Annotated in this window: 12 protein-coding genes; 6 read left to right on the top strand and 6 right to left on the bottom strand. The window is 71.1% G+C overall.

Going from position 1 to position 14,623, the window contains the following annotated elements; all coding sequences use genetic code 11:
- On the bottom strand, positions 1–955 hold a 955-nt coding region (locus AB0C29_RS11270), incomplete at its 3' end, for a GTPase (protein WP_360818540.1).
- 1,624 nt (positions 956–2,579) lie between these two features.
- Between AB0C29_RS11270 and dnaK the strand changes: the two genes are divergently transcribed.
- From dnaK to AB0C29_RS11250, 4 genes are all read left to right on the top strand, one after another.
- On the top strand, positions 2,580–4,469 hold the full coding sequence (gene dnaK / locus AB0C29_RS11265) for a molecular chaperone DnaK (RefSeq protein ID WP_360818537.1): 1,890 nt from the start codon (positions 2,580–2,582) through the stop codon (positions 4,467–4,469).
- Entirely contained in the window at positions 4,466–5,080 is a 615-nt protein-coding gene (gene grpE / locus AB0C29_RS11260; RefSeq protein WP_360818534.1) for a nucleotide exchange factor GrpE, read from the top strand. The genes dnaK and grpE overlap by 4 nt, the downstream gene beginning before the upstream one ends.
- A gap of 79 nt (positions 5,081–5,159) precedes the next feature.
- Positions 5,160–6,362, top strand: coding sequence for a molecular chaperone DnaJ (gene dnaJ / locus AB0C29_RS11255; protein WP_360818531.1), 1,203 nt, complete (start codon positions 5,160–5,162; stop codon positions 6,360–6,362).
- A gap of 27 nt (positions 6,363–6,389) precedes the next feature.
- On the top strand, positions 6,390–6,830 hold the full coding sequence (locus AB0C29_RS11250; protein ID WP_360818528.1) for a heat shock protein transcriptional repressor HspR: 441 nt from the start codon (positions 6,390–6,392) through the stop codon (positions 6,828–6,830).
- Positions 6,831–6,835: 5 nt separating this feature from the next.
- On the opposite strand, the gene AB0C29_RS11245 is transcribed toward AB0C29_RS11250, so the two are convergent.
- From AB0C29_RS11245 to AB0C29_RS11230, 4 genes are all read right to left on the bottom strand, one after another.
- Complete coding sequence (locus tag AB0C29_RS11245) at positions 6,836–7,282, bottom strand: hypothetical protein (RefSeq protein ID WP_360546866.1); 447 nt, start codon at positions 7,280–7,282, stop codon at positions 6,836–6,838.
- A gap of 224 nt (positions 7,283–7,506) precedes the next feature.
- Complete coding sequence (locus AB0C29_RS11240) at positions 7,507–8,712, bottom strand: cation:proton antiporter (RefSeq protein ID WP_360818525.1); 1,206 nt, start codon at positions 8,710–8,712, stop codon at positions 7,507–7,509.
- A gap of 10 nt (positions 8,713–8,722) precedes the next feature.
- Positions 8,723–9,220, bottom strand: coding sequence for a cation:proton antiporter regulatory subunit (locus AB0C29_RS11235; RefSeq protein WP_212992843.1), 498 nt, complete (start codon positions 9,218–9,220; stop codon positions 8,723–8,725).
- A 22-nt stretch (positions 9,221–9,242) separates the two neighbouring features.
- Positions 9,243–10,457: a sugar efflux transporter gene (locus AB0C29_RS11230; RefSeq protein WP_360818522.1), complete on the bottom strand. Its 1,215-nt coding sequence runs from the start codon at positions 10,455–10,457 to the stop codon at positions 9,243–9,245.
- Positions 10,458–10,606: 149 nt separating this feature from the next.
- On the opposite strand from AB0C29_RS11230, the gene clpB reads away from it, so the two are divergent.
- Positions 10,607–13,195 carry an ATP-dependent chaperone ClpB gene (gene clpB / locus AB0C29_RS11225; protein WP_360818519.1) on the top strand — a complete coding sequence of 863 codons (2,589 nt, stop codon included), beginning with the start codon at positions 10,607–10,609 and terminating at the stop codon, positions 13,193–13,195.
- Between the two features lie 40 nt (positions 13,196–13,235).
- Here clpB and AB0C29_RS11220 read toward each other — a convergent pair whose 3' ends face one another.
- Positions 13,236–13,415: a hypothetical protein gene (locus tag AB0C29_RS11220; protein ID WP_360546874.1), complete on the bottom strand. Its 180-nt coding sequence runs from the start codon at positions 13,413–13,415 to the stop codon at positions 13,236–13,238.
- Positions 13,416–13,762: 347 nt separating this feature from the next.
- Between AB0C29_RS11220 and AB0C29_RS11215 the strand changes: the two genes are divergently transcribed.
- A partial coding sequence (locus AB0C29_RS11215) for a hypothetical protein (protein WP_360818516.1) occupies positions 13,763–14,623 on the top strand: 861 nt, incomplete at its 3' end.

The following is a 14,623-nucleotide window of genomic DNA, read 5'->3' as shown; positions in this document are numbered from 1 at the left end:
TGACCCGCTCGTCCAGCGCCCTCGCGGCGGTCGCCTGCTCGTCGGCGGCCTCGGCCAGGCCGGCCACCGCCGGTCCCAGCGCGGCCAGCGCACCGTCGAGCGTCTGCTTGACCACAGCCGCCCGCGCGTTGGCGTCGGCCGCGAGCTGCGCGAACCAGTCGTGCAGCGGCCGGGTGACGTCCTCCGGCAGCAGCCCGCTGCCCTCCAACGTGGACTCCGGCAGCACGAAGATCGGCGCGGCGCCCATGTCGCGGTCGGTGAGCATCTCGGCGAGGTGCGCGGAGATCTCGCCGGCCGCCTCGGCCGGCACCCGGTCCAGGACCAGGGCGATCACGGTGCCGCGCAGCCGGGCGGTGGTCAGCAGCTCCCACGGTACGGCGTCAGCGTAACGAGCCGCCGTCGTGACGAAGAGCCACAAGTCAGCGGCAGCCAGCAGTTGCGCGGCGAGCTGCCGGTTCCGGTCGACCACCGAGTCGATGTCCGGAGCGTCCAGGAAAGCCAGACCAGGACCGAGCGCCGTCGCGGAGACCAGCTGCAGCGTCTGCGGATCCGTCGAGCTCTCCGCGGTACGCGTCAGCCCCGGCAGCAGATCGCCGTTGCGGAACCACGGCGAATCGGACGGATGGCTGACCAGCACCGGCGACCGGGTCGTCGGGCGCAGCACCCCGGCCTTGGTGACGGGTGCCCGGACCAGGCTGTTGACCAGGGTGGACTTGCCGGCGCCGGTGGAACCACCGACCACGACCAGCAGCGGCGCGTCGAGCCGCGCGAGGCGCGGCAACAGGTAGTCGTCGAGCTGGGCGACCAGCGCGGCGCCGATCCGCTTGGCCTCCTCGGCGGAGGGCATGACCAGGGGGTACGGCGTCCCGCCGATCGCCGCGCGCAGCTTGGACAGGGCGACGGCAAGATCCCCGACCGCGGGCGGCGGCTCGACGGGCGGAACGGGCGCGAGCACCGCGGCGAGGTCCTTGGGCCGGGAGCGCGAGATCGGCACATCGTCCTTGACCGCGGGGTCGGCTGGAACCGGCTCGGTGACCGCGGCGGGCTTGTCCTTGCCGGCCGTCTTGTCGACCGCCGGGGACTTGTCGGTGCCGGCCGTCTCGGCGACCACGGTCGGCTCGTCCTCGGCGGGCGTGTCGATCAGGGTGGGCTCTTCGGCGCCGGCCGGGCGGGCAGCGACGGTCGGCTCCTCGTCGGCCGGGCGCGACGTCGGCAGCGCCTCGGTGTCGGCCGCGGGCTCCTTGACCAGGGTCGGCTCGTCGCCGGCGGTCGGCTCCTTGACCAGCGTCGGCTCGTCGTCCGTGTCGGACTTCGCGGCCAGGGTGGGCTCGTCGCCGGTGGTCGGCTTCTCGACGAGCGCCGGCTTGTCGCCTGCGTCGGACTTGGCGGCCAGGGTGGGCTGGGCGCCGGTGGTCGGCTTCTCGACGAGCGCCGGCTTGTCGCCTGCGTCGGACTTGGCGACCAGGGTGGGCTCGTCGTCGGCGGTCGGCTCCGTGGTCGGGGTCGGCTTGTCGCTGGCGTCCGGCTTCGCGACCGCCGTCGGCTTGTCGCCGGCACCGGATTTCGCGACCAGGGTCGTCTCGTCGCTCGCCTCGGGCTTTCCGGCCAGGGTGGTTTCGTCGTTGGCGCCGGGTTTTGCGGGGGCGTCCGGCTCGTCACCGGCGGACTTCGTGCTCCGGTGCGGCTCGGTGGCCGTCGCCGGTTCGGCGTCAGCGGCCGCCTCGGGCTCGATGTCGGCTGTGGACTTGGGCTTGGCCGACGGGCCGGCCGCGGACCGGCCGGATGCTGACGGACCGGATTTGGACGTACCGGATTTGGACGTACCGGATTTGGACGTACCGGATGCGGGCGGACCGGATGCGGACGGACCGGATGCGGGCGAGCCGACTGCGGGCGAGTTGGATTCGGTTGCGCCGGAATCCGCTTCCACCGCGTCAGTGGACGTCGGCTTGTCGGCCGACGGGGGCTCGACGGCCTCCCCGCTCTTGGCAGTGGAGCTGGGCGCGGTCACCGGGGGAGCGCTCTCCGGCGTACCGGGGGGTGCGGTGCCGGCTGGTGTGGTCGGCTCGTCGGGGAGCTGCTCCCCGGCCGGCTGCTTTGACTTCGTCGTCACGACGTTTCCCGTGGTCGCGGCCGTGGTGGGCGGCCATTCCGGCTTCGGTGGCGTGGTGGCGGCAGGCTCCGGCTGCGCGCCGCTGTCGGCCTCGTCGGCCTGGGCGGACGGACCTGCGGTTGTCGCGTCTGCGACCGTACCGGATGATTTGTCGGGTTTGCTGGCGCCCGCCGCTGCGGGCGCGCCGTTGGACTGGGCTTTTGTGGGGGGTGGGTCGGCTACGGCGGGAGTGGCCGACGGACCGACCGCGTCACCGTGCGTCGTCACGGGTAAAGCGTGCCTGATCTATGCATTCCCCACAACAGGTACCCCGTCGCCGTGACCGGACAGGTACCTGCTGACAGTGACTTGCGCCGCCTTGACTCAACTCTGGCTTGCGGAGTTGGATCGCCGTGGCATCATTGAGTCCGGTCCACTCAACTTGAGTACCGAGACTTGCAACCGGCAATGAAGCGAGGAAGCGAACATGGCACGAGCGGTCGGCATCGACCTCGGCACCACGAACTCCTGCGTCAGCGTTCTCGAGGGCGGTGAGCCCACGGTCGTCGCGAACGCCGAAGGCTCCCGGACGACGCCGTCCATCGTCGCCTTCGCGCGCAACGGCGAGGTGCTCGTCGGCGAGGTCGCCAAGCGTCAGGCGGTGACCAACCCCGACCGGACGATCCGTTCGGTCAAGCGGGAGGTCGGCACCAACTGGTCCGTCGACATCGACGGCAAGAAGTACACCCCGCAGGAGATCTCGGCGCGGGTGCTCATGAAGCTCAAGCGCGACTCCGAGGCGTACCTCGGCGAGTCGGTCACGGACGCGGTCATCACCGTCCCGGCCTACTTCAACGACGCGCAGCGCCAGGCCACCAAGGAGGCCGGTGAGATCGCGGGCTTCAACGTCCTGCGCATCGTCAACGAGCCCACCGCGGCCGCGCTGGCGTACGGCCTGGACAAGGGCTCCAAGGAGCAGACCGTTCTGGTCTTCGACCTCGGCGGCGGCACCTTCGACGTCTCCCTGCTCGAGCTGGGCGAGGGCGTCATCGAGGTCAAGTCGACCTCCGGTGACAACCACCTCGGCGGCGACGACTGGGACCAGCGCGTCATCGACCACCTGGTCAAGACCTTCCGCGGCGAGCACGGCATCGACCTCTCCACCGACAAGATGGCCCTGCAGCGTCTGCGTGAGGCCGCCGAGAAGGCGAAGATCGAGCTGTCGGCCGCGTCGACCACCAGCATCAACCTGCCGTACATCACCGCCGGCCCGGCCGGTCCGCTGCACCTGGACACGACCCTGAGCCGGTCGGAGTTCCAGCGCATGACCCAGGACCTGCTGGACCGCTGCAAGGGCCCGTTCGAGCAGGCCATCAAGGACGCCGGCATCAAGATCCAGGACGTCGACCACGTCATCCTGGTCGGCGGCTCCACCCGCATGCCCGCGGTGTCCGACCTGGTCAAGTCGATGACCGGCCGCGACCCCAACAAGGGTGTCAACCCGGACGAGGTCGTCGCCGTCGGCGCCGCCCTGCAGGCCGGTGTGCTCAAGGGTGAGGTCAAGGACGTCCTGCTGCTCGACGTGACCCCGCTGTCGCTGGGCATCGAGACCAAGGGCGGCATCTTCACCAAGCTCATCGAGCGCAACACCACCATCCCGACCAAGCGCTCCGAGGTCTTCACCACGGCCGACGACAACCAGCCGTCCGTGCTGATCCAGGTCTTCCAGGGCGAGCGCGAGATCGCGGCGTACAACAAGAAGCTCGGCACCTTCGAGCTGACCGGCCTGCCCCCGGCGCCTCGCAACGTGCCGCAGATCGAGGTCACCTTCGACATCGACGCGAACGGCATCGTGCACGTGGCCGCCAAGGACATGGGCACCGGCAAGGAGCAGAAGATGACGATCACCGGTGGCTCCGCGCTGCCGAAGGACGACATCGAGCGCATGATGCGCGACGCCCAGGACCACGCCGACGAGGACAAGCAGCGCAAGGAGGACGCGGAGACGCGCAACCTGGCCGAGCAGCTGCAGTGGCAGACCGAGAAGTTCCTGGCCGAGAGCGGCGACAAGCTGCCCGAGGACTCGCGCAACCAGATCAGCGAGGCGCTGGGCGACCTGCGCGGTGCGCTGGGCGGCAGCGACATCGAGAAGATCAAGACCGCGCACGAGAAGCTGGCCTCGGTCTCCCAGCAGGCGGGTTCGCTGCTGTACGCGCAGCAGAACCAGGACGGCACGCAGGGCGCTCCCGGCCCCGACGGCACGCAGGACGCCCCGGGTGGCGCGGGTGCCGGTGCGGCGGGCGCGAGCGCGGGCCCGAACGCCGGCGGCGCTGACGACGTCGTGGACGCCGAGATCGTCGAGGACGACAAGAAGTGAGCCGGTCCGACGACGGCGAGGCAACCGAACGCGTCGTCATCCGGGACCGGCGCAAGATCGACGTGAAAGGTAAGGACACCAAGGTGGCCAAGCAGGCCGAGGAGGAGTCCACGGGAGGCGCGCACCGCGCTGCCGAGGAGCCGGAGGAGGGCGTGGTAGTCGACACGCCCGCCCTCGGCGCCGAACTGGAAGCGCTGCGCACCGAGCTCGAAGAGCGCACCCGGGACCTGCAGCGAGTGACGGCTGAGTACGCCAACTACCGCAAGCGCGTCGACCGTGACCGCAGCGTGGCGGCCGAGCAGACCACCGGCTCGGTGCTCACCGCGCTGCTGCCGGTGCTGGACGACATCGACCGGGCCCGCGAGCACGGTGACCTGAACGGTCCGTTCGCCACCGTGGCCGAGGCGCTCGGCACGTCGGTCGGCAAGCTCGGGCTCGTGGCGTTCGGCGAGAAGGGCGACCCCTTCGACCCGACCCGGCACGAGGCCGTCGCGCACCTGACGTCGGCCGACGTCACGGAGCCGACCTGCGTCGAGGTGATGCGCCGCGGTTACACCCTGGGCGAGCGGCTGCTGCGGCCCGCCCTGGTCGCGGTCGCCGACCCCGAGTGACGAGCACCTGTCCCGCCCACCGCACGGTGGGCGGGACCTCGGTCCCTATGACGACGATCCGGTGGAGGAGGTGGGCTCGATGAGTTCGAAGGACTGGCTGGAGAAGGACTTCTACGCCGTTCTCGGGGTGGGCAAGTCCGCCTCCGCCGACGAGATCAAGAAGGCGTACCGCAAGCTGGCCCGGGAGAACCACCCGGACCACAACCCCGGCAACAAGGACGCCGAGGACCGGTTCAAGGCCGCGTCCGAGGCGTACGACGTGCTCTCCGACGACAAGAAGCGCCGCGAGTACGACGAGATGCGCTCCCTGTTCGGCTCGGGCGCGTTCCGCCGGGGCGCCCGTCCGGGCGGTTCCCAGTTCGACCCGTCCGACCTGTTCGGCGGCGGATTCAGCGGGGCCGGTCAGGGCGGCGGGTCCGGTGACCGCCGGTTCGGCGGCGCGGGCTTCTCCGACATCTTCAGCTCCATCTTCTCCGGCGGTGGCGCCGGCGGGGCGGGAGCGGGCGCCCGCCGGGGACCCCAGCGTGGCCGGGACGTCGAGGCCGAGGTCACGCTCGACTTCGCGCACGCGGTCAAGGGCACGACGCTGCCGCTGACGTTGCGGTCGCCGGGGGTCTGCGACACCTGCCACGGCAACGGCGCCAAGCCCGGCACGGTGCCGCGCACCTGTCCGCAGTGCCACGGCTCCGGGCTGATCTCCCGCAACCAGGGGTCGTTCAGCTTCTCCGAGCCGTGCCGCGAGTGCCAGGGCGCGGGCAGCATCGTCGACGAGAAGTGCCCCGAGTGCCGGGGCACCGGCGGCGTCACCAAGAACCGCACGATCAACGTCCGCTTCCCCGCCGGGGTCGCCGACGGCCAGCGCATCCGGCTCTCCGGCCGGGGCGAGCCGGGCGACAAGGGCGGCCCCGCCGGCGACCTGTACGTGCAGGTCAAGGTGAGGCCGGACGAGATCTTCGGGCGGACCGGCGACGACATCACGCTGACCGTGCCGATCACGTTCGCGGAGGCGGTGCTCGGCACCGATCTGCGCGTTCCCACGCTGGACACGCCCGTGACGCTGCGGGTGCCGGCCGGCACGCCGAGCGGCCGCACACTGCGGGCGCGCGGCAAGGGTGTGCAGCGCCGCGACGGCCAGGCCGGCGATCTGCTGGTCACCGTCGAGGTGCAGGTTCCGTCCCCGGCCGCGGTGACCACCGAGGCCCGGGACGCGCTGGAGCAGTTCGCCAAGCTCACGCCCAACGCCGAGCGCGAGCGCATCGAGGCCCGGCTGCGCCGCGGCTAGGTCAGGACCCTTGTCAGGAGGTGGCACATGTATGAAGAGATCAGCATCTCGTGGGAGCAGGCCTCCGACGCAAAGGTCCTGATCATCTCCGTCGCGGCGCGGCTGGCCGGGATGCACCCGCAGACGCTGCGTCAGTACGACCGGCTCGGCCTGGTGCAGCCCGGCCGGGCCGGTGGCGGCGGTCGCCGCTACAGCGAGCGTGACGTCGCGCTGCTGCGTGAGGTGCAGAAGCTGAGCCAGGAGGACGGCGTCAACCTGGCCGGCATCAAGCGGATCATCGGGCTCGAGCAGCTCGTGGGCGAGCTGCAGGAACGCGTGGCCGAGCTGGAACAGCAGCTCGGCGAGGCGTACCAGCGGATCGCGCAGCTGGAGTCGGTCGGGCCGTACCCGGGGCGCGATCTGGTGCGGCAGGAACGGCCGTCGACCGCGCTGGTGGTGTGGCGCCCGCGACGCTCCGGCGAGCGGTAGGAGCCTTAGCGGCGGCCGAAAGCGGCGAGGCGTCGGGGGTGGCGCACCAGGCCACCCTCGATCCAGTCCTCGTACTCGAACAGCTCGGGGCGGGTCATCAGCACCCGGCAGTTGTGCGCCCACATCGCCATCGGCTCGTCGCCGACCTCTTCCGCGCGCTCCACGTACTTCTTCAGGCGGCGCTTGCGCTGCGACGTCGCGTTGGGCCGGACACCGTCGGCCGCGTAGATGTACATGCAGTGCAGCGCGAAGCGCCGGGCCGGGCACTGCCGGTCCATCGCCAGCTCGAACAGGGTGGGCGCGAGCACGTCACCGGCGATGAGCAGGTCCCAGTCGGACGGCATGGCGTCCAGCGGCACGGCCTCGGGGTGGTAGGCCCAGGCTTGCAGCTCTTCCGGCCGTGGATCGACCGGGTTCACGAACCCGAAGAAAGCCGACTCACGCACGGTCACGACGCCGCCTCGTTTAGCTCACTCATGCCGCCGTCCTCCCCGGCAGAGGGCCGTGCTGACCCGCTGGGAAGGGCATCCCCCTGCATCCGGCGAGTCGCTGGTCACCCGATAACACGTTGTTGTCGCGGCGACACGTTAGCGCGAGGTGAGTGTTCTACGGAAGTCGTCAGAGATCACTTTCGGATACTGGTCAGTAGCTTAGCGCTCGCTGAGCGCGGAAAAGGTCATTCAGCAGCGGGAACGGCTTCCACCGGCCGGCGCACAGCCGTCCTTTTCCGGATCATTGCCTTGAACCAGGCGTAGTCCGACAGGCGGGCCAGCATCGGCCCGGTCACCACAGTGATGAGCACGTAGGCGGTTGCGAGCGGCGCCAGCTCGGGCTCGACGCCGGAAGCCACGGCCAGCCCGGCGATGACGATCGAGAACTCACCGCGCGGCATCAGGGCCAGCCCGGCCCGCACCTGACCGGGCAGCGCGATGCCGGCCCGGCGGGCGGCGATCACGCCGGTCAGCACCTTGGTCAGCATGGTCAGCACGGCCAGGCCCAGCGCGGGCAGCAGCACCGGCGGCATCGCGGCCGGATCGGTGGAGAGCCCGAAGAACACGAAGAAGACTGCCGCGAACAGGTCGCGCAACGGCGACAGGATCTGCGTCGCGTGGTGGGCGACCGGACCCGAGAGCGCAATTCCCACCAGGAAGGCCCCCACAGCAGCGGACACCTTCAGCTCGGCGGCCACCCCGGCGACGAACAGCGTCAGCCCCAGCACGCTGAGCAGCAGCGCCTCGGCGTCCTTGACCGAGATGAAGTTGGAGATCGCGTGGCCGTACCGGATCGCCACGACCAGCACCGCGACCACCGTGAGCACCGCGACGGCCAGCGCCTTGAGCCCGCCGATCAGCCCCACCCCGGCCAGTACGGCGGTGACCAGCGGCAGGTAGAACGCCATCGCCAGGTCCTCGATGACCAGCACCGACAGGATCACCGGGGTCTCGCGGTTACCGATGCGGCCCAGGTCGCCCAGCACCTTGGCGATCACCCCGGACGACGACACCCAGGTGATCCCGGCCAGCACCAGCGCGGCCTCCCAGCCCCAGCCGAGCAGGAACGCGAAACCGGCCCCGGGCAGGGCGTTGAGCACCGCGTCGACCACGCCGGCGGGCGCGGCCGAGCGCAGGTTGCCGACGAGCTCGCTGGCCGAATACTCCAGGCCCAGCATGACCAGCAACAGGATGACGCCGATCTCGGCGCCGACCTCGATGAACTCCTGGCTGGCCGACAGCGGCAGGAAACCGCCGTGCCCGAAGGCGAGCCCGGCGAGCAGGTAGAGCGGGATGGGGGAGAGCCCGAAGCGGCGGCCGATGCGCCCGAGCATGCCGAGCGCGAAGAGAAGCGCGCCGACCTCGATCAAGAGGATCGTCGTGCTGTGCACGGGCGGCGCCTCAGTCGCCGGTGTCGCCGGCCAGGATGGCGGTGACGCCGTCCAGACCTTCGCGGGTGCCGACGGCGACGACGACGTCGTTCGCCTCGAAGCCGAAGGACGGGCCGGGGGAGGCGATCACCTCGCGGTCGCGCAGGACGGCCACGATGGACGCGCCGGTGCGGGTGCGGGTGCGGGTGTCACCCAGGCGGCGGCCGACGAACGGCGAGCCGGCGGGCAGGGCGATCTGCTCGGTGAGCAGACCCGCGGCCTGCTGCCGCAGACCCGCGAGCTGGCCGAGCATGAGGGACGCGCCGAGGACGTCGGCGAGCGCCTCCGCCTCGTCGTCGGTGAGCGGTATCGACGCCAGGCAGGCGTCGGGGTCGTCCACGTCGTAGAGCACCAGGTCGCGGCGGCCGTTGCGGTGCGAGACCACCCCGACCGTACGGCCCGACGAGGTCACCAGGTCGTGCCGGACACCGATGCCCGGCAGTGGAGTCTGCTCTACCCGTACGCGCACGCCCTCAACGGTAACGGATCAGTCAGGCCGGCTGCGGTACGCGCTCGTTACGTACCACGATCAGGAGCAGCAGCCCGGCCGCGCACAGCCCGGTGCACAGCCAGTACGCGAGCCGGTAGTCGAAGTGCTGGGCGACGCCGAACAGCGGTCCGGCCAGCATCGCGCCGAGCGGGAACGAGTTGGTGAACAGGGTCGTGGCCCGTCCGGGCTGCCGGGGCAGCATGTTCTGCATGTAGGAGATGCCCAGCCCGGAGACCGCGGCGATGAACAGCGCGTTGAGCACCTGCCCGCCGACGAGCAGCCAGAGGTCGGTGGCCACGGCGACCAGCGCGTAGTACGCGACACCGCAGATGGCCCCGCCGAACAGCAGCCCGCGCAACGGCAGCCGGGTGGCCAGCACGCCCAGGCCCAGCATCAGCGGGATCTCCAGGGCGGCGCAGAGCCCGAGCAGCAGCCCGGCGTCGCCGACGTCACCGCCGATGTCGGCGCTGATGAACAGCGGCAGGGCCTGCACCGCGAGGGTCAGCGGCGTCTGGAGCAACGTGAAGGCGGCGGCGGTGAGCCACAGCGTCCATCTCGGCGCGTCCAGGCGGTCGTCGACGGGCGCGTCCGGGGTGTCGGGGGCAGCGGCCGCGGGCGCCGGAACCTCGTCCAGCCAGAAGATCGCGACCACGGCGGCGAGGGCGTACATCAGGGCGGCGGTGCCGTAGACCCAGACGAAGCTGCCGGCGTCGAGCAGGAACGCGGCCAGCGGCGGGCCGGCCACCCAGGCGAGCGAGAAGACCGTGCGCAGGGCGCTGATGCCGAGCGCGGCGCGGGCCGGGTCGTCGCGTTCGAGGACCTGCCGGGCGTACGCGAAGGATTGCGGGAACAGCGACCCGGCCAGCGCGAAGGCGGTGACCGCCAGGGCGAGCAGCACCCAGTAGTCCCGGACGACCGCGGTCAGGCCGGTGCCGATCAGGCCGGCCACCGCGCCGGCGATCAGCAGCCGGCGCCGGATCGGCCGCCGGTCGGAGAGCCGGCCGACGAGCACCGAGCCGAGCACGCCGCCGAGCGGCGCGACGATCAGGAAGAACGTGATCTTGACAGGCCCGGCGTCCACGTCCGTGCTGAGGAACAGCGACAGGAACGGATTGAACAGGGCGGTCGAGATGCCGACGGCCAGGAAGAGAAATCCGAGCGGGAGCAGAGCCCGACCGATGCGTGACCCGAGCTGAGACGATGTTTCCTGGGCCATTACGGCCACGCTACGGCCATCGTGGGGCATTGCCCATGGTGATGCCGATTACCCCCGGGTTCGGGTGACTGGCCGACGTAGAGTTGAGTGGAATACGCTCAAGTCTCGGATTGCTGCACTACTGGGGAAGATCCGATCCAGGGGAGCTCATGAACGCCGAACGCCTGACCACCAAGAGCCGCGACGTCATCACCGGTGCGGTAGCCGACGCGAATCAGCGGGGCCACGCCACCGTCGAGCCGTGGCACCTGCTCCTTTCGCTGCTCGACACCGGTGGCTCCACCGCGTCGGCGCTGCTGCGCGCGGTCGGCGCCAATCCGGCCGACGTCCGGCGCGCGGCCGTACGCGCCGTCGAGCAGCAGCCCTCCGCCCGTGGCTCCTCCACCGCCGAGCCCAGCCTGTCGCGCGAGTTCGTCAACGCGATCGGTGAGGCCGAGCTGATCGCCAAGCCGCTCGGCGACGAGTACGTCTCCACCGAGCACCTGCTGGCCGGCCTGGCCCGCGTCGGCGGCGCGGTGGGCAAGACCCTGCGCGACGCCGGTGCCACCGAGGAGACCCTGGTCGGCGCCTTCCCGGCGGTCCGGGGCGGCGACCGGCGGGTCACCACCGCCGAGCCCGAGCAGACGTACCAGGCGCTGGAGAAGTACAGCGTGGACCTGACCGCGCTGGCCCGCGAGGGCAAGATCGACCCGGTGATCGGGCGTGACGCCGAGATCCGCCGGGTGATCCAGGTGCTCTCCCGGCGCACCAAGAACAACCCGGTGCTGATCGGTGAGCCGGGCGTCGGCAAGACCGCCATCGTCGAGGGCCTGGCCCAGCGGATCGTGGCCGGCGACGTCCCGGAGACCCTGCGCGACAAGAAGCTGGTCTCGCTCGACCTCGGCGCGATGGTCGCCGGCGCGCAGTACCGCGGCCAGTTCGAGGAGCGCCTCAAGAGCGTGCTCGAGGAGATCCGCAACTCCAACGGCCAGGTCGTCACCTTCCTCGACGAGCTGCACACCGTCGTCGGCGCGGGCAAGGGCGAGGGCTCGATGGACGCCGGCAACATGCTCAAGCCGATGCTGGCCCGCGGTGAGCTGCGGATGGTCGGCGCGACCACGCTGGACGAGTACCGCGAGCACATCGAGAAGGACCCTGCCCTGGAGCGGCGCTTCCAGCCGGTCGTGGTCGGCGAGCCCACGGTCGAGGACACGATCGGCATCCTGCGCGGGCTCAAGGGCCGCTACGAGGCGCACCACCGGGTGCAGATCACCGATGCCGCGCTGGTCGCCGCCGCGGCGCTCTCGGACCGCTACATCAGCGACCGGTTCCTGCCGGACAAGGCCATCGACCTGATCGACGAGGCCGCCTCCCGGCTGCGCATGGAGATCGACTCCCGCCCGGTGGAGCTGGACCAGCTGCAGCGGCAGGTCGACCGGATGCGGGTCGAGAAGCTCGCGCTGGCCAAGGAGACCGATCCTGCCTCGGTCGCCCGGCTGGAGCGGCTGGAGCGTGACCTCGCCGACCGCGAGGAGGAGCTGACCGCCCTGAACGCGCGCTGGGAGCGCGAGCGCGGCGGCCTGAACCGGGTCGGTGAGCTGAAGAAGAAGCTCGACGAGGCCCAGGCGGAGCTGGAGCGCGCGCAGCGCGACGCGGAGTGGGAGAAGGCTTCCCGCCTGCAGTACCAGGAGATCCCCGCGCTGATGGCCGAGATCGAGAGCGCGTCCGCGGCGGAGGAGGAGAAGACCGAGCCGCCGATGGTCAAGGAGGAGGTCGGCGCCGACGACATCGCCGAGGTCATCGCCTCGTGGACCGGCATCCCGGCCGGCCGGATGATGGAGGGCGAGACCGCCAAGCTGCTCCGCATGGAGGAGTCGCTGCAGGCCCGGGTGGTCGGCCAGACCGAGGCCGTGGCCGCCGTCTCCGGAGCCGTACGCCGGGCCCGGGCCGGAGTGGCCGACCCGGACCGCCCGACCGGCAGCTTCCTGTTCCTCGGCCCCACCGGCGTCGGCAAGACCGAGCTGGCCAAGGCGCTGGCCGGCTTCCTCTTCGACGACGAGCGGGCCATGGTCCGCATCGACATGAGCGAGTACGGCGAGAAGCACTCCGTGGCCCGGCTGCTGGGCGCCCCGCCCGGATACGTCGGCTACGAGGAGGGCGGCCAGCTCACCGAGGCCGTGCGGCGGCGGCCGTACTCGGTGGTGCTGCTGGACGAGGTCGAGAAGGCCCACCCGGACGTCTTCGACGTGCTGTTGCAGGTGCTCGACGACGGCCGGCTCACCGACGGTCAGGGCCGTACGGTCGACTTCCGCAACGCCATCCTGGTGCTGACCTCCAACCTGGGCTCGTCGGTCATCTCCGACTTCACCCTGGGCGAGGAGGAACGGCGCGAGGAGGTGATGGCCACCGTCCGGGCCCACTTCAAGCCCGAGTTCCTCAACCGGCTCGACGACATCGTGGTGTTCAAGGCGCTGACCTCGCAGGACCTGGCGGCCATCGTGGACATTCAGCTGGACCGGCTGCGGCACCGGCTCGCCGACCGCCGGCTCGCCCTCGAGGTGGGTGAGGCCGCGGTGCAGTGGCTGGGTGAGCGCGGCTTCGACCCGATCTACGGTGCGCGTCCGCTGCGCCGGCTGGTCCAGTCGTCGATCGGCGACTCGCTGGCCCGGGCGCTGCTCGCGGGCGAGATCGTCGACGGGGACACGGTCCGGGTCGACCTCAGTGAGGGCAAGGACGGTCTGTCCGTACGCCGGGCATGAAAAAACCGGGGCACCCGATCGGGTGCCCCGGTTTCGTCTGTCAGCTGGCCCGCGCCTCCCGCTGCCGGTAGGCGTGGGTCATCAAGATGTCCGTGATGGCGTGCTCGCCGTCGGACGACCAGATCCTGATGCCGTCGCGGTGCAACTGGTACCGGACGTCGGTGTAGCTGGTTCTCGTGTCGTCATGGTGCACGACGGTCAGGGTGTCTGCGTGGGGCATGGGACTCACCGGTCCTTGTCGAGTCTGGGGCGGCCGCGGTTACCTCACGCGGCCGGCGCAATCGGGAAGGTGCCCGAATCCGGTCTGCCTGGCCCCCGGCGTGCGTTGGGCGGGGGCGGCGACTCGGCCGGGCAGGGGGCGTCACCGCTGGACTCTGGTGCCTGCGGCGCGCCACGGATGGAAGTGTAGGGGTCACGTTCGACCTGTGTCGTCCCCCTGAACGAGCGACCTGTTTCAGGCGATTTCGTCGTACATCGGGCGATGTTGCCACAGCTGGGGGCTTGATGTCGGCCGGTCGACGGATCTGGCAGCCGCCCGATACCGTGGTGGATCTAGGAGGTAGCGCCGTGTCTGATCCGATGTACCCCGGAACGCCCCCGACCCGGGCCCGCCCGACGGTCGTCTCCGTCTCGTCGTACCTGCTCTACTTCAGCGCGGCCGTCTCGATCATCTCCGCGGTGCTGTCGCTGACCACGATCGGCACCATCCGGCGCGTCTATTCCGACCTCTACGCCGACACCGCGGGAGCGGGCACCGAGAGCGTCATCGTGGCGGCCAGCGTGGTCGGCGTGGTGATCAACATCCTCTTCGCCGCCGGCCTGGCCATCCTGGCGATCTACAACAACCGCGGCAAGCAGGGCGCCCGCATCACGACCTGGGTGGTCGGCGGCATCTTCCTCTGCTGCAACGGCTTCGGCCTGCTCGGCAACGCCGCGACCAGCGGGATGAACCTGGACGCCGGCAACACCTCCGGGCCCAGCGCCAGCGAGGTCGAGGCCCGGCTCTCCGACGAGCTGCCCGGCTGGTTCACCCCGATCTCCACACTGCTGACCGTGCTGGTCGTGCTGGCGCTGCTGGGCGCGGTGATCCTGCTGGCGCTGCCGGCCGCGAACACCTTCTTCCGCAAGCCGCAGGCCGCGTGGGACCCGCTGAACCCGTACCCGGGCTATCCGGGCCAGCCGGCGGCGTACCCGGGATACCCGAGCCAGTCGCCCTACCCGACCTACCCCGGCCAGCCCGGGCCGGGTCAGCCCGGCCAGGGCTACCCCGGGCAGGCGTATCCGGGTCAGCCCGGCCAGCCGCCGTATCCGGGCCAGGGTGGTCAGCCGCCGTATCCGCAGAGCTCGCCGCCCGGCGGGGCCGGTGACACGACCCCGCCGCCCGCTTCCGGTGCCGGCGCGGTCTCCGCCCAGGACCCGACCGGCGGC

Source organism: Actinoplanes sp. NPDC048791 (assembly GCF_040650095.1).
Lineage (GTDB): Bacteria > Actinomycetota > Actinomycetes > Mycobacteriales > Micromonosporaceae > Actinoplanes.
This window is presented reverse-complemented; position numbering and strand designations above follow the sequence as displayed.